General features: G+C 59.3%; 18 protein-coding genes. 4 read left to right on the plus strand and 14 right to left on the minus strand.

From position 1 onward, the window contains the following. Positions 1-4: 4 nt before the first annotated feature. The 5 genes from J7447_RS11050 to J7447_RS11070 form a co-directional block, all read right to left on the minus strand. Positions 5-1,528: an SH3 domain-containing protein gene (locus tag J7447_RS11050; protein WP_209169616.1), complete on the minus strand. Its 1,524-nt coding sequence runs from the start codon at positions 1,526-1,528 to the stop codon at positions 5-7. Between the two features lie 226 nt (positions 1,529-1,754). After that, positions 1,755-2,360 carry an ABC-type transport auxiliary lipoprotein family protein gene (locus J7447_RS11055; RefSeq protein ID WP_023014540.1) on the minus strand — a complete coding sequence of 202 codons (606 nt, stop codon included), beginning with the start codon at positions 2,358-2,360 and terminating at the stop codon, positions 1,755-1,757. 26 nt (positions 2,361-2,386) lie between these two features. Further along, positions 2,387-4,393 (minus strand): MlaD family protein, encoded by a 2,007-nt coding sequence (locus J7447_RS11060; RefSeq protein WP_077292419.1) that lies wholly within the window; start codon positions 4,391-4,393, stop codon positions 2,387-2,389. 10 nt (positions 4,394-4,403) lie between these two features. After that, the gene (locus J7447_RS11065) at positions 4,404-5,213 is read right to left on the minus strand and encodes an ABC transporter ATP-binding protein (RefSeq protein ID WP_209169617.1); all 810 of its coding nucleotides are present in this window, start codon (positions 5,211-5,213) and stop codon (positions 4,404-4,406) included. A gap of 7 nt (positions 5,214-5,220) precedes the next feature. Next, complete coding sequence (locus J7447_RS11070) at positions 5,221-6,369, minus strand: ABC transporter permease (protein ID WP_023000656.1); 1,149 nt, start codon at positions 6,367-6,369, stop codon at positions 5,221-5,223. A gap of 125 nt (positions 6,370-6,494) precedes the next feature. Between J7447_RS11070 and dgcN the strand changes: the two genes are divergently transcribed. Beyond that, complete coding sequence (dgcN, locus tag J7447_RS11075; RefSeq protein WP_209169618.1) at positions 6,495-7,508, plus strand: N-acetyltransferase DgcN; 1,014 nt, start codon at positions 6,495-6,497, stop codon at positions 7,506-7,508. Then, a complete protein-coding gene (gene dgcA / locus J7447_RS11080) occupies positions 7,505-8,488 on the plus strand; it encodes an N-acetyl-D-Glu racemase DgcA (RefSeq protein ID WP_023000654.1) in 984 nt (327 codons plus the stop codon). Before dgcN ends, dgcA begins: the two co-directional genes overlap by 4 nt. Positions 8,489-8,623: 135 nt before the next feature. Here dgcA and J7447_RS11085 read toward each other — a convergent pair whose 3' ends face one another. Beyond that, a complete protein-coding gene (locus J7447_RS11085) occupies positions 8,624-9,802 on the minus strand; it encodes an MFS transporter (protein ID WP_209169619.1) in 1,179 nt (392 codons plus the stop codon). 120 nt (positions 9,803-9,922) lie between these two features. Here J7447_RS11085 and J7447_RS11090 point away from each other — a divergent pair, with 120 nt between their 5' ends. Next, a complete protein-coding gene (locus tag J7447_RS11090; protein WP_209169620.1) occupies positions 9,923-11,062 on the plus strand; it encodes a protein phosphatase CheZ in 1,140 nt (379 codons plus the stop codon). Positions 11,063-11,270: 208 nt separating this feature from the next. Here the strand turns inward: J7447_RS11090 and J7447_RS11095 are convergent, their stop codons facing one another. From J7447_RS11095 to J7447_RS11110, 4 genes are all read right to left on the minus strand, one after another. Continuing rightward, entirely contained in the window at positions 11,271-12,605 is a 1,335-nt protein-coding gene (locus tag J7447_RS11095) for a globin-coupled sensor protein (protein WP_209169621.1), read from the minus strand. 405 nt (positions 12,606-13,010) lie between these two features. Continuing rightward, positions 13,011-14,036: a threonine/serine dehydratase gene (locus J7447_RS11100; protein WP_023000650.1), complete on the minus strand. Its 1,026-nt coding sequence runs from the start codon at positions 14,034-14,036 to the stop codon at positions 13,011-13,013. A 198-nt stretch (positions 14,037-14,234) separates the two neighbouring features. Then, positions 14,235-15,284: a glycosyltransferase family 1 protein gene (locus J7447_RS11105; RefSeq protein WP_023000649.1), complete on the minus strand. Its 1,050-nt coding sequence runs from the start codon at positions 15,282-15,284 to the stop codon at positions 14,235-14,237. Next, positions 15,281-16,084, minus strand: a complete 804-nt coding sequence (locus J7447_RS11110) for a UDP-2,3-diacylglucosamine diphosphatase (protein ID WP_209169622.1) — start codon at positions 16,082-16,084, stop codon at positions 15,281-15,283. Before J7447_RS11110 ends, J7447_RS11105 begins: the two co-directional genes overlap by 4 nt. Positions 16,085-16,353: 269 nt before the next feature. Here J7447_RS11110 and J7447_RS11115 point away from each other — a divergent pair, with 269 nt between their 5' ends. Beyond that, positions 16,354-17,133, plus strand: coding sequence for an SDR family oxidoreductase (locus J7447_RS11115; RefSeq protein WP_075284099.1), 780 nt, complete (start codon positions 16,354-16,356; stop codon positions 17,131-17,133). A 70-nt stretch (positions 17,134-17,203) separates the two neighbouring features. On the opposite strand, the gene J7447_RS11120 is transcribed toward J7447_RS11115, so the two are convergent. The 4 genes from J7447_RS11120 to thiD all read right to left on the minus strand — a co-directional run bounded on the left by J7447_RS11120 (position 17,204) and on the right by thiD (position 21,061). Next, a complete protein-coding gene (locus tag J7447_RS11120; RefSeq protein WP_353608255.1) occupies positions 17,204-18,550 on the minus strand; it encodes an OmpP1/FadL family transporter in 1,347 nt (448 codons plus the stop codon). A gap of 224 nt (positions 18,551-18,774) precedes the next feature. Continuing rightward, positions 18,775-19,113, minus strand: a complete 339-nt coding sequence (locus tag J7447_RS11125; protein WP_209169623.1) for a hypothetical protein — start codon at positions 19,111-19,113, stop codon at positions 18,775-18,777. 33 nt (positions 19,114-19,146) lie between these two features. Then, positions 19,147-20,253, minus strand: a complete 1,107-nt coding sequence (locus tag J7447_RS11130; protein ID WP_209169624.1) for a TRAP transporter substrate-binding protein — start codon at positions 20,251-20,253, stop codon at positions 19,147-19,149. A gap of 1 nt (position 20,254) precedes the next feature. Next, positions 20,255-21,061 (minus strand): bifunctional hydroxymethylpyrimidine kinase/phosphomethylpyrimidine kinase, encoded by an 807-nt coding sequence (gene thiD / locus J7447_RS11135; protein ID WP_209169625.1) that lies wholly within the window; start codon positions 21,059-21,061, stop codon positions 20,255-20,257. Positions 21,062-21,092 lie beyond the last annotated feature (31 nt).

The following is a 21,092-nucleotide window of genomic DNA, read 5'->3' on the forward strand; positions in this document are numbered from 1 at the left end:
CCGTCTATTGTTCCGAGGACCCCTCCCAGGATGGCTTCACCCGGCGCGTAATCGGCAGAAATTGACCGGCTTCGTAGTAAAGGTTTGGCGATATGTACCGGGCGCTGACCCAACCTGTCTGCCCTTCGAACTGTCCCTGGTACCAGATGCCGACCTTGTCTGCGCGGATCATGCAACCGGTCAAGGAGAGCGTGGCGCCGGCAGGCAACATACCCAGTACCTGCCCACCCACATCAGGGCTGGAGCGGAAATTCACATTGCTTTTCACCCGGCCGGATGGGCCACCGTTTTCGCCAGCCCAGCTGTTTTTGGAAACAAGCCTGTTGTCCGAGCACCCAAGGACGTTCCCCATCAGACCCAGCGTTACAGGGGCTGAAACGACTTTCCTGGAAGCACACCAGCCCTGCAAGCCACCGTCGACCTCCTCGTTTCCGGGGCCCTGTTGCAGACAAAGAGGTTTGCCGCGCCAGAGTGCAACGGACAGAGCCCCTTCTGGGGTCATCGACAGCTGGCACGAGAACGTATCGGTATAGAGGGTTGCCGTTCTGCCTTTCAAAGCTTTCAAGTCCGAAAGCGAGAACTCCGAGTTCATGAACTGAAACAGGTCGGCGACCTCGTAGTAGGCCTTGAAGGATCGCCCTGCCACGTTGACGGTGTTGCAGATTTCGTTGGCATCGTAGTCGACACCATCTCCCACATGGACAAGGTTTGCTTCAGCTTCGTTGGAAACGGGAGAAAAGCCGAGGTTCCAGGTGTTAATTCCGCCGCGCAGATAGAAGAAGCTGTCTGCCGTGGAATGCTTCAGGGCTTCCATCATCAGCTCAGGCGGATTGATGTTGAAGCCAATCAGCTTGCTGTATTGTTCGGTCACCTGGTAGCCAAAGGCCAGGATCTTGTCGATACGCTCGACCTGCGCGCCCTGATTTCCGGCCAGATATGCCATGTGAAAGCCAAGCTCCGCACCTTTTTCAACGTAGCGGGCATCGCTGGCAAAGGGGTGCACCATGTCCACGGACAGGGAGAATGCCAGAGCACAGGCAGACACACAGCTGGTGTTCTTCAGCACGAAGACGCCACCGATGTTCGGATCCTGACTTTCAAGATTGTACCGGATGCTGTCAGCGATCTTGAACCCTTCGAGGAAATCGCCTCCAGGACTGTTGAAAACGAGGTAGCGTATCGACGGGCCACTTATGCTGTCCAGAAAGGCAGACAACTTGCCGGCATCGCCCTTCACGATCGGGCCTGAAAGCTCAATCACATGCGTTGCCATTTCCGGTTCCGCAGGATAAAGCGCAAACTGATCGATCTGCCCAACCTCCCCGTCTTCCAAGTTCGGAAGCTGCGCCAGAACGCTGTGCGGTCCTTCAGGGGGATAGATAAGCTTGAGGCTTCTCAGGTGCGGCTCGAGATCCGGCCGCAGCCTGAAGTCGGCTGCATTTGCAAAGGGCATGGAAAACGCCCCCAGCAGAATAATGAAAAGCACGGCACCAGCCTTGCACCAGAGATCACCCGCAACTCTCGTCATGTCTCGTCTCACGTTGAACATTGGCCACCTGACTAGCAGGCAGCCGCCTTGTTCACTGCCCCCAGATAGGGAAGACGGCAACGATTATTTTTTCAGGATGCTGGATTTCAGACTGCATCAAGCAGACAAGCGCACACCGGAGACCGAGGATCATTCTCCGCCGCATGAGAGCCGGAGGCAACATGCGGATAAGGTTTCCCAATTGCGGCTGTTAAGGGTACCCGCCTCAGACGTTCTGCAGCGTCCAGGCAGCCATTTCTGCAAACACCCGGTCGGCTGAAGCGTTCATGGCCTCGACCGCCTTGTCGACGGTCGTGCTACCGGAAGACGTTTCCGCCCGGAAGACCTTGTTGGCAACTGTTCGACCGTTGCGGTCGTTGACGATGCGGGCCGAAATTTCGACGACACCTCGATTGGCACCCGCCACCTGCAGTTCGAAGGCACGGATTTCCGTCTGGAGCTGATAATCGATCAGCAGGCCGTCGCCCGGCAGGCCAACCCCGCGCAGGCGGTTGGTGTTTTGCAGGGTTTCGACCAGTTTCAGCTGCACCACGTTGGGCAGCGTGTCGGCCCAGGCAGAATCCGGGAAGTAGCTGTAGACCGGCCCCTTGTCGACAACCGCGATGTAACTGGTGTCGAGCGCTTTCAGCGCCCGAGGTGCGGAAACGAGAACCTGAACGCGGCTGGACCGGCCCTGAAGGCCACCGACGTCGGCCGCACCGATGCTGTAGTAGGCCGACGGCGCTGAACTGGCGCATCCGGACACAAGCACGCCGAGCCCGAGAGCGGTCAAGACGCCCCGGCGGGTCATGTCAGTGGTTGCCTTCGTCATACGCCCCTGCCTCTGCACATTCAGTCTCACCGGCGCCGCCCGCCGGAATATGTCGGCACATCTTCACCGCCGAAGATCACCCGGTTCGGACTGCGTTCAAAGCTTTCCGCCGCCCGCTGGATCGAGATCAGTGTCCGGTTAACCTGCGCCAGCGCCGCAGCGAAATCCGCAGAGCCCTGGGTCGCAAACTTGGAAAGCCCGCCGGCGATCGAATCTGCCCGGCTTTCAAACGCAACCGCAACCTTGCGGATTGCCTGCGCGGCCAACGTCGCTTCCTTGATCAAGCCTTCACCATCGCCGTCCACCATGGTGGAAACCTTCTCGACCAGGCTTTCGACGCGCACCGAGGTGGAATTCAGCGTCGCGGTCATCTGCTTGGCATCGGTGATGATCTGGTCGACGTCAGGTGTCCGCTTCGAAAGATCGTCCGTCATCTGCTGAACGTTGTCCGCTGCCTTGCGGGCACTTTCCAGGATGGCCGGAATGCCGTCTTCCGGATTTGCAAGACCTGCTGTCGCCGTTTCGACGGAACCGACGATATTCGCAACCTTTTCCGGATCCACGGCCTTCATCAGGTCGTTCGCGGTCTGAAGCGTCGTCGCAAAACGTTCGGCAGCCGCCTGAACATCCGTTATCAGCGCCGCGATCCGGTCATCCTGGCCACGAACCGTCGCTGAAACCGCCTCGAAGTTCTGAACGGTGGACTTGGTGGAAGCGATGATCTCGTTGATCTGCGTCTGCTGATTGTTGAAGTTGTCGATGATGCTGGAAACATTGTCGACGGCCTTGCTGACCTTCTCCGGATCGACACTCGCCACAAGCTCGTCGACTTTACCCAGCGATGCATTGAGGCTGTCGGTGAAGGTGCTGACATTGGCAACCACTTCCTCGACCTTCAGCGGATCAATGGCAGCGGCAATTTCCACGCCGCGCGTCATGATGGCATCCACCTTGACCACGACATCACGCCCGCCTTGCACGATATCCTTGATCGCGCCTTCCTGGTTCCGGATGTTTTCCACCACCGCATTGACGTTCTGCATGGTTTCGCTGGTGGAACTGATCAGCTTGTCGATGTCCCCGGTGCGCTTCTGCAGCACCTCGCCAAGGGCTGCGGCCCCTTGCACCACCTTCTGGACATCTTCAGGATCAACCGCGCCAACAATCTTGTGAACGCGATCGAGCCCTTCATTCAGGTTCACCGTGAAGGTCTGCAGTTCCTTGGCCGCGCTCTGGGCATCGGCCATCAGGAGATCGATGTCGCTGCTGGCCTTGCCGAGACTTGCAGAAAACTTGGAAAGGTCATCGACAATGGCGGTGACCTTGTCGGAAGGCACGGCAGCCAGCAGGCGTTCACCTTCCTGCACCAGCGTCTCAAGCCGGCCGGACAGGCTGGAAAACGCATCGGAAGCCTTGCCGATGCTGGCCATGAAATCCTTCACCCCATCGGAATTGGCGGCCAGCGCGGCGGAAAAGGTCTCGGCGTTGTTGACGATCTCGGTGATTGCGGGGCCGTTGTCCTTCAGCAGGTCGTCGACCGTCTTCATGGTCGAATCCGCACGCTTGAGAACATCGCGGGCACCATCCACAATGTCATCGAAGAAGGACCGTTCGGCGTAGATGACCGGAACTTTGTCTTCGTCCTGGTCGTCGGACATGCTCAGCAGAAGCGGCGATTCAGATGATCCGCCACTGAGGTCGACATAGGCGACGCCTGTCAGGCCGGTGAAATTCAGTGTTGCCTTGGTATCTTCGCGCAAGGGCGTCGAGGGCTTGATGCCAACGGTGGCCACAACCTTGGTCGGATCCCCCGGTGCAAAGTCCAGCGATTTCACATCGCCGACCTTGATGCCGTTGAAAAGCACCTGCCCCCCGACCGGAAGCCCCGTCACAGGTCCGGGATAGACGATTTTCAGTTCAACATTCTGCCTGGATTCCGCGGTGACGGCGAGCCAATACACAAAGCCGAACGCACCGATCAGGATTGCGACCATGAAGGCGCCGATCAGAATATAGTTCGCGCGGGTTTCCATTCAGTCCAACCTATACTCGGCGCAGGGCCCGTTCACCCCTGAAGTAAGATTTAATCCAGGGATCATCATTTTTCATCATATCGTCCATCGTGCCGATGGCTAGAACCCGCTTTTTCCCAAGAACAGCAATCCGATCACAGATAGAATGCAAACTATCAAGATCATGGGTGACCATATAAACGGTCAGTCCGAGGGTCGAACTGAGATTTGCAATAAGCGAATCAAAGGCCGCCGCCCCGATCGGATCGAGTCCGGACGTCGGTTCGTCCAGAAACACCAAATCCGGGTCGAGTGCAAGGGCGCGAGCCAGGCTGGCCCTTTTGATCATGCCCCCTGAAAGTTCCGACGGCAGCTTGTCGGCGGCATCTTGCGGCAGCCCGACCAGTTCCAGTTTCAGGGTCGCCAGTTCGTCCATCAATTGCGGTGAAAGCTTCAGGTGCTCCCGCATCGGCACCTGAATGTTCTGCTTGACCGAAAGCGAGGAAAACAGCGCGCCCTGCTGAAAAAGCACCCCCCAGCGGCGTTCGATTGCCGTGCGTTCCTTCGGGCTCGCGGTCGACAGGTCGTGTCCGAAAACCGAAATCTGCCCGGTTCGCTTCGGAGTCAGGCCCAGGATGGTGCGCATAAGCACCGACTTGCCGGTTCCCGATCCACCGACGAAACCAAGCACCTCGCCCCGGCGCACATCCAGGTCGAGATCCTGCAGAATGATCTTGGAACCGAATCCAACGGTGATGTCGCGCACGGACAGGACATTGTCCGACCTCTCGCCCGTCGCGGCGGTCTCTTTTGCAGGCGTCACGCTTTGGCTTGGCGTCATCGGTCGGTCAAACTCCAATCGCGGCAAAGAATATGGCGAAGAAACCATCCACCACGATGACTAGAAAAATCGCCTTCACCACCGACATGGTGGTGTGACGGCCAAGAGATTCGGAGGAGCCTTCGACTTTCAGCCCTTCCACACAGGCGATCAGGCCGACGATCAGTGCCATGAAGGGCGCCTTCACCAGCCCCACGACCAGCGTATTGATCGTGATTGCCGCCTGCAACTGGGTCAAGAAGGCGGCCGGTGGAATGTCCAGATAGGCCCATGTCACGATGCCAGACCCCAGCAGCGCCGCGAGATCCGAAATGAACGTCAGGATCGGCAGAGCAATCATTAGCGCCAGAATCCTAGGCAAAACAAGGACTTCAGTCACACTGAGGCCGATGACATGCAGTGCGTCGACTTCCTCCTGCATCCGCATCGCCCCAAGCTCCGCCGTGAAGGCGGATCCCGAGCGCCCTGCCACCATGATGGCGGTCAGGATCACGCCGATTTCCCTGAGGACCAGGATGCCTGCAAGGTCGACCACGAAGATGTCGGCACCGAATTGCCTGAGGTAGAAGCCGCCCTGCTGCGAGATGATGGCACCGATGAGAAAACTCATCAGCGCGACGATCGGCACGGCTCCAATGCAGCTCCGGTCGAACTGAACCGCGATCGATATGCTGCGCAGGCGTTTGGGCTGCAGCAGAACTGTCGACAGAACCAGGCCGAGCGAGCCGAGAATATGCAGCATTGCCAAGGCGTCGTGATAGACGTCCACCATCTGGCGGCCCGTGGCTTCCAGGAAGCCGGCAATGGAAAATCCGTTCCTGTCAGGCTTGTATCTCGGAGGATGGTGGCTCTCGATTTCCTCGAACAGGGTCTGGCGGACGGGAGAGACACCGGTCAGGCCAACCTTGCGTCCCTCGAATTCCAGTCGGCCGCGCGTGCGGTGGATCAGCCAGGCGCCGCTCGTATCCAGATGCTCGATCTGGGACACATCGATGCAGGTCAGGCTTTTTTTGTCGATCGTGAGGCTGTTCAGCTCTTTTTCTGCGTCGGCGATGGTGCTGACAGTCCAGTCGCCGGAAAGGGCAAGGTATTGATGATCCGGCCCGTCTGCTTCCAGTACCATCTCCGGTGCGATGTTTTTTTCCAAGAATGCCATTCCGGCTGGCTGCCCTCTTGCCGCTGGTTCACCATCCCTCGTATACCTGATGGAGAAGTTCAATACCAACCGTCATTCACCATGAAGTTGGTAAACCCTCCAGCAGCCACTTGAAAGCTTAATCCATGGAAATTGCACGTCCTTACCTGTTGTTTCTCGGTGATGTTCCCGATGCCCTCGCCGCCAAGACCGCGATCGGCATCGTTGATTGGCGCAAGGACTGGTGCCTGGGCCAGGTCCGCATGCCCGGATGCGCCGCCGACACAGGCCTTGCCGACATGTCGATTGCAGAGGGGGCGGAAGCTGGCGCCAAGACGTTCATCATCGGAGCTGTGAATGCCGGTGGGCGCCTGCCGGAGCACTGGGTCGAATCTGTCGTCGAAGCACTCGATGCAGGCATGGACGTCGCTTCCGGCCTCCATGTGCGCCTTGCCAGCGTGCCGGCGATCAAGGAAGCCGCAGATCGGAACGGTCGACAGCTCCACGACGTGCGTCACAGCAGCATGGCCTTTGCCACCGGCAAGGGCACCAAACGCGCCGGCAAACGGATCCTGGCCGTCGGTACCGATTGTTCCGTCGGCAAGAAATACACCGCCCTTGCCATGGACAAGGCAATGAACGACCGGGGCTATTCCAGCACCTTCTGCGCCACCGGCCAGACCGGCGTGTTCATTTCCGGCCGCGGTGTCGCACTTGACGCGGTGATTGCCGACTTCATTTCCGGAGCTGCCGAGTGGATCTCTCCGGAGACCGATCCCGATAACTGGCAGATCATCGAAGGCCAGGGTTCCCTGTTCCATCCGTCCTTCGCCGGCGTCACCCTTGGTCTTCTGCACGGCTCCCAGCCGGACGGTTTCATCGTCTGCCATGAACCGACACGCACGAAGATGCGCGGCGTCGAGGCGGCACTTCCGACGATCCAGCAGGTCATCGACATGACCATTGCCTGCGGCAAACTCACCAATCCGGACATCCGCTGCGTCGGTATTGCGGTGAACACCACCGCACTCGATGACGATGAGGCCCTCGCTTACCTGGCAAAGGTCGGCGAGAAGCACGGCCTGCCGGCAACCGATCCGGTCCGCTACGGCATGGAAGCCATCGTTGACAAGGTCTCGGCGGAATTCGGTGCGCCATGAGCCTTGAGGTCAGCATCGAAGCGCAACGCTTCGAAATCGCGGGAGGTTTCAGGATCTCCCGCGAGACCCGAACCCATGCCCAGGTCGTGGTCGTCACCCTGAGTGACGGCAAGGCAACCGGCCATGGCGAAAGTGTGCCCTATCCGCGTTATGGCGAATCGCTCGAAACCGTTCAGACGCAGATCGAGGAAATCGCGCCCCTTTTGAAAAACGGCCTCAGCCGGGAACAGCTTCTGGAGGCGATGCCCGCCGGAGCAGCCCGCAATGCCGTCGACTGCGCTCTTTGGGACCTGGAAGCAAAACGATCCGGAACACCGGCAACGGACATTGCCGGTGTCGGTCCGCTGAAGCCGGTCACGACAGCCTTCACCATCAGCGTCGACACGCCGGAAAAGATGGCTGAAAAGACCCGCGCCGCAGCTCACCGCCCGCTTTTGAAGATCAAGCTTGCCGGGCCCGGTGATGACGAACGGATTGCTGCCGTACGCCTAGCTGCGCCTGACAGCACCCTGATCGTCGATGCCAACGAAGCCTGGGACGAAAGCTGCTTTGAGATCAACATGGCCGCCTGCGAAGCTGCGGGCGTTGCCCTGATCGAACAACCATTGCCGTCAAAGAATGATGGCTTGTTGGCAGGGCTCGAGCGGCGTGTTGTGATCTGCGCGGACGAAAGCCTTCATCCGGGCAAGAGCATCGATGGGCTGCGCGCAAAATATGACGCGGTCAACATCAAGCTCGACAAGGCAGGTGGTCTGACGGCTGCGCTGAAGCTCTGCGATGAAGCGCGCGCCCAGGATCTCAAGGTCATGGTCGGATGCATGCTCGGCACGTCTCTCGCTATGGCGCCTGCGGTCCTGATCGCCCAGAAGGCGGATTTTGTCGACCTCGACGGACCTCTGCTCCTGGCCGAAGACCGCTCACCGGGACTGAAGTTCGAAGGCAGCACGCTCTATCCGCCTCAGCCGGAGTTGTGGGGGTAAGCGCTTCGACCTCGGAGAACAGAAAAACGCCGGTTCCTTGTCATTGGGCCGGCGTTTTTTGTGGGCATGCGTATCTGCACTACCGAAGGGCGCTAAAATCCCTCTTCAGCGGGAGAATACGGAAATTCCCCAACCTCACTCCGCCGCCATTCGACTTCGCAGCATTGGCGTCATCGCCAGTGTCAACAGCGTGCCGATTGCCGCAACCACGGACATCACGAAGAAGGGCCAGTCCGGATTGATCTCGTAAATGGCGCCGGAAATGCTGAGGCCGATCGCCATCTGGATGCCCACGGAAGTCGCTAGCAGCCCCTGCCCCGTTCCCGCCCAACGGCTCGGCACGACCCGTGCAAGGATCGCGACGGCCCCCAGATGGGCCGCGCCAAAAGATAGGCCGTGCAAAGTCTGCAAGGCAGCCATGGCGGGGAGCGTGTCGGCGAAGGGGAACAGCAGCCAACGCAAGGTTGCCGCCACCCCGGCAGCCAGCAGAAAGATTGGCGGATCAAACCGTTGCGCCAGTTTTCCGGCAACCGTGAACAGGGCGATTTCAGCCGCAACACCCGTCGCCCACAAGAGACCGATCGCAAAGTCAGGCACATCCATCGCCTGCCAGTAGAGCGTCCCGAAGCCGTAAAAGGCTGAATGGCTCGCCTGGTACAATCCAAGCACCATCAACAACGGCCAGAACCAGACGCTTTTGAACGGCGCGTCCTTGTGGTCGTCCGAAGTCCCGTCAGCCGCTTCGGAAGGCGTTTCACCACGTTTTTGCCGGGGAAGCGACATGGCAACAGCACCCGTTGCCAGGGACGCAAGGCCGACGGCAACCACGATGAGCCAGGACGTACCTTCCGCAGCCAACGAACCTCCGAAGATGCTGGCAAACACGAAACCGGCTGAACCCCATAGCCGCATGCGGGCGTAATCCGCTCCCGTATTGCGCTGGACATCCAGCGCATAGGCATCGCTGAGCGGCACCACCGGCGCATTCATGACCATGTAGCCGATCACCGCGACGGACAGGAACACCAGCCCTAACGGCAGAAAGTAGAGCCCGATGAAAAACGCGGCGGCCAGCGAATAGATCAGGATCGACAGACGGCGCTGCCCGGTGCGGTCGGAGAGATTCGACAGAAGCGGACTTGCCGCGATCCGGGCAATCGTGCCTATCCCCAGAACAAATCCGATTTCAGCCGCTGTCAGCCCGCGAAACCCGAGCACGACCGGAATAAACGGCAGAAACAGGCCAACGCCGAAGAAATGGCTGGCGAACAGGGCCGAGACACGGCTGCTGATACTGGAACGGTCGAGCGACATGGGATACCGGGCGAAGTAGCGCCCTAAAAGGATGTTAACGTTTTCCGCCTTACCTTGGGGGCGAAGTTGTCCGTGTTACGGCAATAAACGACCCTTAGGCAAGTTGAGATTCGCGTCCACATGAAAGCGGAAGCAGCACAGGAACAGCCGGAGCTGATCGGCGAAGCCGAATACCAGACTCTCGAACAGACCCTGATGGAGTCCGATCGCGGGCGCAGGTTTCTGAAAGAGTTTCTCAATCGCAACAAGACCCCGGAAACCACCGAGATCCTGACCGCGATTGGCCGGCTAGAGAAAATGATGACCCGGCAGCGCAAGGTGCCGGATCTCGACAAGATCCGTCTCGACATTGCCGACATGCACGAGGCTATCGAGCGTACCAAGGCCGAGATTGCCAACATCAAGGCGGAAGGCGAGGAAAGCAACCGCTTTGTCGACGCCTCTCACGAACTCGATGCCATCGTCACCCAGACCGAAGGCGCGACCCAATCCATTCTGGAAGCTGCAGAGCAGATTCAGGAGAAGGCCTGGGTCCTGCGCGAGAATGGTGCGGACGATGCCGTGTGCGACGACATCGATGCCAAGGCGACCGAAATCTTCATGGCCTGTTCCTTCCAGGATCTGACCGGCCAGCGGACCAACAAGGTTGTTCAGGTACTGCGCTATCTTGAAAGCCGCATCAACCTGATGATCAACATCTGGGGCATCCAGGAGCTGGAAGCCGAAGCAACGGCTGGCCCGGTCGACACTCGTCCGGATGCACATCTCCTGAACGGCCCGCAGCTTGCGGGCGGCGTTTCCCAGAACAACGTTGATGAGCTGATGTCCGTCAGCGACGACGTGTTTGACGCCGCACTGAAGGAAACCGGCGCGGAAGCAGCCCCGGCAGAAGCTCCGAAGCATGCCAGCGAAGCTGATGTTGATGCCATCATGGCAAGCGAAGCCGACGTCGATGCCATCATGGCCGGCGGTGACGAGCCGATGGACGCTGCCGCTATCGACGACATGTTCGCCTCCGCTCCTGCTGCCGACGACGAGGAAGTAGACGACGAATTCGCCGGTGCCGACCCGGACGCCACTCTGGACGAAGCTGCCATCGAACGCCTGTTCGACAGCGAAGTGGGTGGTGGCACTCATGAAGCGGCAGACGAAGCCGAGGCCGACGCCGAATGGGAGCTGACCGAGGAAGTCAGTGAAGAAGATGGCGAAGATCCGCTGAAGCAGCTGTCCGAAGCCGAGCGCCAGGCACTCTTCAACTAAGTCTGCATCCGGCAGGATTTTCGAAAAAGGCGCCCGTTGCGGCGCCTTTTTTTGTTGCCTCTCCTATCGATTCTTGCAGATAGAACGCTACGGATTTCCGGGTTCGCAGAGCCGGGGCGCGCGAGCGGAATACCCTTTGCCTCCGAGGTCCCGGCGCAAGGCCGGGACAGCAAGGTGGCGGTCGGCTGGCACGTGTGCCAGTTGGTGGTCAGCGGCCGAAATTGATCTTGGCGAAGAACTGTTCCGCCTGCTGGCCAAGCTGGCCGGCCTGGTCTTTCAGCGCCGTCGACATGTCCTGAATGGTGCCGACAGCTCCCTCGACATTTTCGACCGACCCACGCACAGCGGTAATCTCGTCGGTAAAGGCTTGGGTGCCCTGTGCAGCGATCTGGACGTTGGCCGAGATTTCTGCCGTTGCCGACGCCTGTTGCTCAACCGCGGAGGCAATGCCGGTCGCGATTTCGGACAGGGCACCGATTATCGAGGTGATGCCTTCGATATCCTGCACAGACTGTCTGGTCGCCTGCTGAATGCTGGCGACCTGTTCGGTGATTTCTTCCGTCGCCTTGGTGGTCTGGCTGGCGAGTTCCTTCACTTCGGCTGCGACAACCGCAAATCCGCGGCCCATTTCTCCGGCACGCGCCGCTTCGATGGTAGCGTTAAGTGCCAGCAGGTTGGTCTGTTCGGCAATTTCAGAGATCAGCCCGATCACCGATCCGACCTGATCCGCGAAGCCGGCAAGTTTCGTCACGGAGTCGTTTGTGCTGCGTGCACCTTCCACCGCCTTCAGCGCCATCTCGCGGGACTGGCCTGCCTGGCGACCGATCTCGGTGATGGAAGCGGACATTTCCTCCGTTGCCGTCGCGCTTGACTGGACACCGCTTGCGGTTTCGGCAGACGTGTTGTCCATCTTGACCATCCGCTCTCCGATGGAGCCCGTCTCGCGGCGCAGACTGCCCGAAGACACTTCAAGTTGTTCGGATGCCGCGCCAAGCGTGCCGACAGTACCGCCCAGAACGCCCTGGAATTCCTGGATAGCAGCCTTCAGTTCAGTCTCGCGTCCGACGGCGTCTGCCACCATTTTCTCGTGATAGGTGGAGATCGCGACATCCATGTCCAGCATGACCAGCTTCGTCATCACCTGCATGGCCCGAACGCGCTTGCCCGTCGACATGAAACGCTTCTTCAGGACCGTCTCCGTCAGTTGCGTGAGGGCGAAGGAATAGCCACCGATGTACCAGCTGGGATCGAGGCCGATCCGCACATGTGTGAGGCCGATCTGCACAGCGCGCTCGTGGTAGGCTTCATCCGGGCCCGTTGCAAACAGCCCTTCCCAGTGGCTCATCTGTGCCTTCACCAGGCGCGACTGCTGGTTGCCGACCAGTGCCGCCAGATGCGGCACGGTTTTAACGTGTGCGTAGAACCCGTCCAGAACGCTCGGCAAGGCTTCCTTGATTGCCGGCCACATGGACTGGGCCACAGCCCGATCCTCGTCCGTGAAACGGAAAAACTTCAGCCGATCTTTCAAGGTGTTTGTCTGCATGAATGCCTCTTGGATCAGCCGATGGAGGTCCGGTTTGACGGGCCCGTGAGCTGATCGCTCTTCAGTTGCCGGACCTCCGAGCCTCTCAGTGAAGAGGCAGGAGATCCTGATTCAATAAAGCACGTGTCACCTGTTCCCTCGCGAACCCAAGTGGGCTGTTGAAAGGCACAACAAGGCGTTCCGCGCCATGCTCGATGCATCGGTACGCTGGCAATGTTCAGGTGATGAAAGGAGAAGACGCGGCGCCGTTGCCTGGCAATCCACGCTGGAATTCAATTTTCAGCAGCCCTGTTCGCGCCGTCCCGACGAAAAGGCAAACAGGACTGCCTGGTCCGGTCTCCTCCACCCGACTTCGGCAAGCCATGCTTGTGGAACCGCTCTAGCGGGTAGCCCCCTAAAGGCGCGTTAACGGGAAAGCGCAGTCTTTAGCATTTGTGGATCGATGTTTCCGCCCGTCAAAACGATACCGACGGTCTTGCCCTTGAAAGGCAGCTTTCCGGCCAGAAGTGCTGCAAGTGCAACGGCTCCGCCGGGCTCAACGACGAGCTTCAGTTCGGTGAACGCAAAGGCGACGGCAGCCAGAGCTTCCTCGTCCGTGACAGTCACGCCTTCGCCCGCAACGCGGCTTAGAATTGAAAAGCCGATATCACCCGGCGAATCAGACAGGAGCGCATCGCAGACAGAGCCGGTCTTTACGGCATTGGAGAGCCGCTCACCGGCGTCAAGCGAGCGCTTGTAGTCGTCGAACAGCTCCGGTTCAGCCGTATGGAAGACCGTACCGGGCGACTTGGCTTCCAGCGCCAGGGCAATGCCGCTGGACAATCCGCCACCGCCGGTACAGGCGAGCACATCGTCCAGATGCAGGCCCAGCGCAGCTGCCTGGGCTGCCATCTCCAGTCCGACTGTACCCTGCCCTGCGATAACACCGACATCGTTGTAGGGGTGGACAAACGTCGCTCCTGACTTGGAACACAGGTCTCCTGCAATCGCGTCACGGTCTTCGGTCTCACGATCGTAAGTGATGACGGTCGCCCCGTAGCCGCGTGTGCGCTCCAGCTTGATCCTTGGAGCGTCCGACGGCATGACGATGGTTGCGGGCATGCCGAGCAGCTGCGCGCTTGCAGCAACGCCCTGCGCGTGGTTTCCGGACGAACACGCCACAACGCCCCTGGGTCGGTCTGCCGGCGGGATGAGGCTGAGGCGGTTGAAGGCGCCGCGAAACTTGAACGAGCCGCTGCGTTGCAGGTTTTCCGGTTTCACGACGACAGTTGCCCCGGTTACCTCATCCAGCAACGGATGCCTCAGGAGCGGTGTCACCAGCGCCTCGCTTCGGATCCTCTCCGCTGCGGCTTCAACATCCTCTATGGAAACGGTTTTACCAGCCAACTTCGAACCTGCTTCAGACACAGGCAGCGATTGCATATTCGTCATCGGAACTCGCTCTAAACGTCAAACAACTGCTTGGAGGCCTGCCGCAGAAGCGTACAAGGCAATGCCTCGGCCCCTTTCAGGGCCGGGTCTCGATGCAAGTGTTTTCACAGGAAAGCGGGCAGTTCCAGCGGGAACTTGTCTTGGTGTCAATTTCGTTTGCCGCACTGCGCAACATCATCGCACATCAGGGCAGCCGCCTTATTCGGCGGCTTTTCCCTGCGTCGAACGGGCGTTGTGTATGTCCTGGGCTTCAATGCAATTGTCCAGGAACTGACGTGCGCTGGCCGCCCAGGTGTAGTTCATGGCAATCGTGCGGCAATGTTCGCGTGGGATATCCAGCGCGGCTTCAGCCGCTTCGCGCAGATCTTCCGACAAGACACCCGCCCCCGTATCGCTGATGACGTCGAGCGGGCCCATTACCGGGAAAGCGGCAACCGGCACGCCGCAGGCCAGGGCCTCAAGCATAACGTTGCCGAAGGTGTCGGTAAGTGAGGGAAACACGAAGACATCCGCGTCGGAATAATGCCTTGCGAGATCTTCGCCCACCTTGGAACCGGTAAAATGCACCCCCGGGTACTCCCGGCGCAGACTGTCGAGCTGCGGGCCACCACCGACCACCACTTTCGATCCCGGCAGGTCGAGATCCAGAAACGCCTTGATGTTCTTTTCGATTGCGACCCGGCCGACATACATGAACACCGGGCGCGGCAGGTCGGCTGGCAGAACGGAACCCTCGTAAGGCTTGAACTGCTGCTCATCCACACCGCGCGACCAGCGCATCAGATTGGTAAAACCACGGTCACGCAGATCCTGCTCCAGCGACCGTGTTGCGACCATGCAGCCGCAGCCGGAATTGTGAAACCGGCGCAGCCAGCTGTAGGACCAAGTCAGCGGAACCGGCAGCCGGGCTGAAACATATTCTGGAAACCGGGTGTGGTAACTCGTGGTGAACGGACGCCCAGCCTTCTTGGCGACGCTTGCCGCCAGAAGCCCGAGCGGGCCTTCCGTTGCAATGTGCAGATGCTCGCAGCCGTAATCCTCGATCTTCCGACGCACAATGCCGCGATGGGTCAACGACAGGCGAATTTCCGGATAGGTCGGACACGGCAGCGTCGTGAATTCCTGAGGGGTCAGGAATTCCACCCGCACACCGATCTTCTCGAGTTCTTCGGCTGTGCGCTCCAGCGAGCGAACCACACCGTTTATCTGGGGATGCCAGGCATCCGTCACAATCAGAATGGAACTCATGCGGCGACCGGTGCTTCCTTGGCTTTCGCCGGCACGGCCTCCTCCTGGGTACGGTCCACCCATCGGATCACCTCAAATGTTCCATCGTGGTGCTCGGCAACCGCAGTGCAGCTTTCCACCCAGTCACCCGTGTTGATGTAGTGAATGCCGTTCATATCACGGTCCGCGGCGTGGTGAATATGACCACAAATGACGCCATCGACGCCCTGCCGGCGCGCCTCGTCGGACAGGGCTTCTTCGAAACGTCCGATAAAGCTGACCGCGTTCTTGACCTTCAACTTGGCCCAGGCGGACAATGACCAGTAGGTCAGACCGAGACGGCGGCGGACCACATTGAGCCAGGTGTTGACGCCGAGCGCGGTCACATAGGCCTTGTCGCCAAAGAAGGCCAGCCACTTGGCATGGCGGATCACCACGTCGAACTGGTCACCATGAATGACCAGGTAGCGTTTGCCGTTGGCAGCTTCGTGAATGATGCTGTCGGTCACTTCGACGCCGCCGAAATGCGTACCGAGGAAGCTGCGCAGAAACTCGTCGTGATTTCCCGGAATATAGATGACCCGGGCTCCCTTGCGCCCCTTGCGCAGGATCTTCTGCACCACGTCGTTGTGAAGCTGTGGCCAGTACCAGGACCGCCGCAGACGCCAGCCATCGGCAATGTCGCCGACCAGGTAGATGGTCTCGGCTTCATTGTCCTTCAGAAAGTCCAGCAGCATCTCCGCCTGACAACCGCGCGTGCCAAGATGGACGTCGGAAATAAACAAGGCCCGGTAATGCCGCGATACCTCAGCGGTAGACATAGCACTTCTCCAAATTCCCTTTGGAGCGCTATAGACGCGATTCAAGTATCACTATTATGACAAACGGCGTGACTTCCCCGGGGCTGTTTGTTTTCCAGCTTAATGATTAACACCGGCACGGATCGGGTATTGGCCTCCTTCACTTCATTCCGTTGCTTCACGAACATCTTGCCGGATGCTGACCGGCTCCATATGTCCCTGACGGCATTTGACAGCATCGGGTTTTGCCAGCCACAAAGCATGTCCAACCTGCATCAAGGAGAACGTTCATGGACCTCGGCCTCAAGGGCAAAAAGGCAATCATCTGTGCGTCAAGCCGCGGCCTCGGCAAGGGCTGCGCCGAAGCACTGGCGGAAGCAGGCTGCGACATAGTCCTGAACGGACGTAACGAAACGGTTCTGGAAGAAACCCGCACGCTGCTGCAGAACCGCTTCGGCGTGAGCGTTGCCGCCATCGCAGCGGATGTTTCCACACGGGAAGGTCAAGAAGCGCTTCTGGCGGCCTGCCCGGACCCGGACATCCTGGTCAACAACAACGGTGGCCCACCCCGGCGCGACTATTCCGAGCTGGACCGTGCAGCGCTGATGGAAGGTGTGGTGCAGAATTTCGTCACCCCCATCGAGCTGATCCAGGCGGTTGTTCCCGGCATGAAGGAGCGCGGTTTCGGCCGCATCGTCAACATCACTTCGCTTTCGGTAAAGATGCCGATCGAAGGTCTCGATCTGTCCAGCGGTGCTCGGGCGGGGCTCACGGCATTCCTGGCCGGCGTCTGCCGCCAGCTTGCCCCCCACGGCGTGACGGTCAACAACCTGCTGCCCGGCAAGATGGACACCGACCGTCTGAAAGGCGGCTTCGAGCGCGCCGCGCAGCAGTCAGGCAAAAGCATCGAGGATGTCCGGGCGGCACAGGCAGCGGAAATCCCGGCAAGACGTTTTGGTTCAGCCGAGGAGTTCGGCCAGACCTGCGCTTTCCTGTGCTCTCGCCACGCCGGTTACATCACCGGCCAGAACATCCTGATGGATGGCGGGCTCTATCCGGCGGCGTTCTAAGGGCCTGCCGAAACAAATAAGGCCGGAGTGTTTCCCCCGGCCTTGTTTGTTTTTATCAGCGGATTTCCGCTCAGTAGGTGTATCTGAGCGCGGCCGAGATGATGTTCACCTGGCTGTCGACCTTGCCTGTGTATGTACCGATATTGGAATTGTAGTCCTGGTGGTTACCCGAGATATCGATCTTGGTGTCGGCTGGTATCAGGTGTGAGTAGCCGATGTCGAAAGCGAGATTGTCCGACGGAGACCATGTCATACCGGCCGACAACCACAGCCGGTCGTTGTCCGGCAAACGCGTGGAACGAATGGCCTCGTCGATCGGCGAAAGCTCGTAGCCGACACCTGCACGCAGGGTAACCTGCTGGTTCCAGTTGTACTCGCCCCCCACCGAGAAGAACCAACCGTCGTCGTAGTTGAATTCCAGGTTTGGCAAACCCGTCGGATTGGTGGTTGCCGTGCCGCCATCACTGCTCGGATGAACTGTCTTCAGGCGGGACCAATTGGTCCATTCAACCGTACCGGCGATCTTGAAGGTATCGTTGATGCGGTGACTTGCCGACAGAGTAACGGTTTCCGGCGTGACGACTGTCGCCTCGATGCCTGCACGATTGCCCGCGAAGGAAACCGGGGTCATGCCGGCAAAAAAGCGCCCGCCCGGGTTGATGTAGGACCCGTCGAGATTGTTGGCGACCGCGGACCGGTAGCCAAGACCGATCTCGGTCCCCTCCCAAGGCCGCACAGTCAGGCCCGCGGTGACGCCAATGCCGTAGCCTTCCCCCTTGAACTCGGTCGTCGCCGCAGAGGTGGAGAACGGATAGGCCGATTTCAGCCGGACTTGCAGATATTGCGCCTGGACCCCGACACCGACAGCGAACATGTCGTTGATCTGATAGGCGATGGCCGGATTAACGTTGACCGAGAACACTTCGGATGACCGGGAATAATACTGGCCTGCCCAGTTCTGCTCCGGTTTGGTGCTAAGCCCGAACGGCGCATTGACGGCAAGGCCGAACACCACTTGATCATTGAAGCGGTAAGCTGTGTAGGTGGACGGTACCCAGGCATCCGATGCAATGTCGCCGCTGCCCGCTGTGCTGCTGGTCGCACCATTGACGGTTGTCAGTGCTCCGGGCGTAAAGGTTCCGTCGATATCGGACTCAGGCATGATGAAAGAACTGTGCGATTCAATCGTAAGCCCTTTGCCCGCACCAATCAGCGTTGCCGGGTTCCAGAACATCGAGGAGATGGACTCACCCGTCGTTCCGTTCCCCGCGAAAGACATTCCTTGATAATAGGCACTCTGCTCTCTAAGTGCGAACCCACCTGCGAACGCAGAACCTGCAACCATTGATAGAGCTACAGCTGTAGAAGCAAGTAGAACTGATTTCTTGTTTACCCACGGCATTGAGTTTCCTCCCATCCCCTAGCCACCGGATGCTTGATGACAACCTGAGACAGGGTTTTAGGAGAATGCCGTCCGTTTCAACTGAATATTTACGTCAGTTATGCGGTCGTTTTTTCATGCTGCAATGCGAAATGCGCGGCTTTTCTGGTAGGTATTGCTGCGTAGACATTCAAAACACTTCAAAAACGACAGGTTCAGAGTCTCTTCGTCATCGCACCGACACACTTTCAGACATTTGCCTAAAAAACAGGCACCCGAAATGTCAGTTTCCGATAACGTAATTTAACGGTGAATCGTTGCGGCTTTGCCACAGGTTTCGTGACGGAATGTGGATCTTTTGTAGGACAAGTTCCTTGATATTCCTTGGTAAAAACGCCAATCACCTTTCCTAACGGAAATCGCGTCGGCACACCGTTGCGCGGTAGCCTTTCCTTTCGAAATTGAATTTTTGTCAGGAAGTTTGTCAGCAGGCGCAGCGCCACTGTCCGGCCAATTACAGCTTCTCCGGCAAGGCAGGTTGCAAGCTGCGAACCGGTGGGTTGCACCGGCTCGCAGAAAGAGATGGTCCAGGACCGCACTCCATTCCTTGTTTGCGACCTCAAGCGGCAAGCCTAGCTGTCGCGAGCTTCGAGGAAGCGACGCATGGCAACGTCACTCCAGGGGGCAAGGCGTGCCCGCGCAGCCATATGACTGTCGTAGATCCTCTGGCTAAGCGCATCCTTGCTCGCGAACTCGGACAGCACGACTGCCGAAGTCTCCCGCAAAGCATCCAGAACGTCGTCCGGATAAGGACGGACGGTAACGCCGTCCTCTTCCTGCAGGAGCTTCAGTGCGCCTGCATTCTCCCAATCGCTTTCTGCAAGCGAGCGGCCGTTTTCTGCCTTGCAGGCCTCCAGAACGATTGCGCCAAGGTCTTCCGGCAGACCTTCCAGCGCCACCTTGTTAAACAGCGCTTCACCGGTGCCGTTGGGTTCATGGAACCCCGGCGTGTAGTAGGACTTGGCTGCTTTCTGGAAACCCATTGCCCTGTCCGACCAGGGACCCAGGAATTCGGTAGCGTCCAGCACGCCGCTGTCCAACGCCTGGAACAACTCTGCAGGCGGCAGGCTGACAGGCGTCGCCCCAAGCCGATGCATCACTTCGCCGCCAAGGCCCGGCATGCGGATCTTCAGCCCCTTGAGATCGTCAAGAGTGTTGATTTCGCGCTTGAACCAGCCACCCATCTGGACGCCGGTGTTGCCGGCCATTACGGGCCTTAGTCCGAACGGGGCATAAAGCTCGTCCCAAAGCGCCTGGCCGCCCCCCTGCTCAATCCAGGTGATATGCTCATGCGGCAGCAAACCGAAGGGGATGGCGGTGAAATAGACCGAAGCCGGGATCTTGCCCTGCCAGAAAAACGAGGCCGTGTGCGCCATCTGCGCCGTCCCCGCCGAGACGGCCTCGAACACGCCCAGAGCCGGCACCAGTTCCCCTGCAGCATAAAGCCGAACGCGCAGGCGACCGCCGGACATCAGCTCGATCCTGTCCGCAATGTGCTGCGCCGTGACCCCGGGCCCCGGCAGGTTCTTTGGCCAGGATGTGACCATCTTCCATTCCAGCGTCGCCTGCTCCTGCGCCACCGCCGGGGCGGCCAACGCGCTTGCACCGGCGGCGGCGGAAGCCCCCAGAAGTCCGCGACGGCTGATCCGTCCGGTTTCGGTTTTTGGCTGATCGGTCATCTCACTTGCTCCAGAACGCGTGGAAATGATGGACTGGCCCATGACCACTGCCGATGTGAAGCGTGTCGGCAGCAGCGATGGCGGCCTGAATATAGGACTTTGCGGACCTGACGGCCGCTTCCATGCCCTGCCCCTTGGCGAGACCCGAGGCAATCGCGGATGACAGGGTGCAACCGGTGCCATGCGTGTTGTCGGTCTTGATCCGCTCTGACCTGAGCCAGACCGCATTGCCGTTGCGATCCAGAAGCAGATCAGCGCTATTCGCGCCAGACCCGTGCCCGCCCTTGAGCAGAACCGCATTGGCTCCAAGACCGAGCAGACCTTCTGCCTGCGCCTGCATTTGCGTTTCGTCTGCGGCGACGTCGCCCTGCAACATGCGGGCAGCTTCATGCAGGTTCGGGGTAACAATATCGGCCAGCGGCAGCAGCAAGGCAATCAGCGTGTCGACCGCACTGTCGGCAAGCAACGGGTCACCGGAGGCAGCCACCATCACCGGGTCAAGCACAACCGGGCCAGTCTCATGTGCACGAAGCCCTTCAGCTACCACCTCAATCGTATCGACACGCGACAGCATGCCGATCTTTGTCGCCTTGACGGCAAGGTCGGAAAAGACGGCCGTCATCTGGGCCCGCACGAACTCCGGCGGCACATCATGGATGGCGCTGACGCCAAGCGTGTTCTGCGCCGTCAGGGCTGCAATAACACTGGCACCAAAGACGCCGTTTGCGGAAAAGGTCTTGAGATCAGCCTGAATGCCGGCTCCGCCGCCGGAATCCGATCCTGCAATGGTTACCGCAATTGCGGTCATAGGAACCTCCTGGGAGTAGATGCCGAAAAGG

Source organism: Labrenzia sp. R5_0 (assembly GCF_017743835.1).
Classification (GTDB): Bacteria; Pseudomonadota; Alphaproteobacteria; order Rhizobiales; family Stappiaceae; genus Roseibium; species Roseibium algicola.